Here is a 273-nt window from a genome sequence, read left to right on the forward strand (position 1 = left end):
GCTGGCGGCGCTGGAAGGACCGAGCTGCGTTCACTGCTCTCCGCGGCACTTGGTCGAGCATGAGCCCCGAATGCCAGCGGTTAGTTTGGCTGGCAGCGGATTCGTTTGGCGATCAGGGCGATGGATTCAGGCGCCAGGTCGAGCTCAATTTTAAACACGCCCTCAAATTGGGAATTGAACGGCAGGACAAGGCGACGTTTGCGTCGATTTATGAAGGATGGTGCTCCGATGCCTAAGCTGCTGCATGACCCGCGGACCGTGGCGCGAGATGTG

1 pseudogene is annotated in these 273 nt (G+C 59.3%); it reads left to right on the forward strand.

From position 1 onward, the window contains the following. Nucleotides 1-236: pseudogene (locus SB816_RS31600) on the forward strand (reverse transcriptase); the annotation flags it as partial. Nucleotides 237-273 lie beyond the last annotated feature (37 nt).

Source organism: Achromobacter sp. SIMBA_011 (assembly GCF_046535435.1).
Taxonomy (GTDB): Bacteria; Pseudomonadota; Gammaproteobacteria; order Burkholderiales; family Burkholderiaceae_B; genus Achromobacter; species Achromobacter dolens.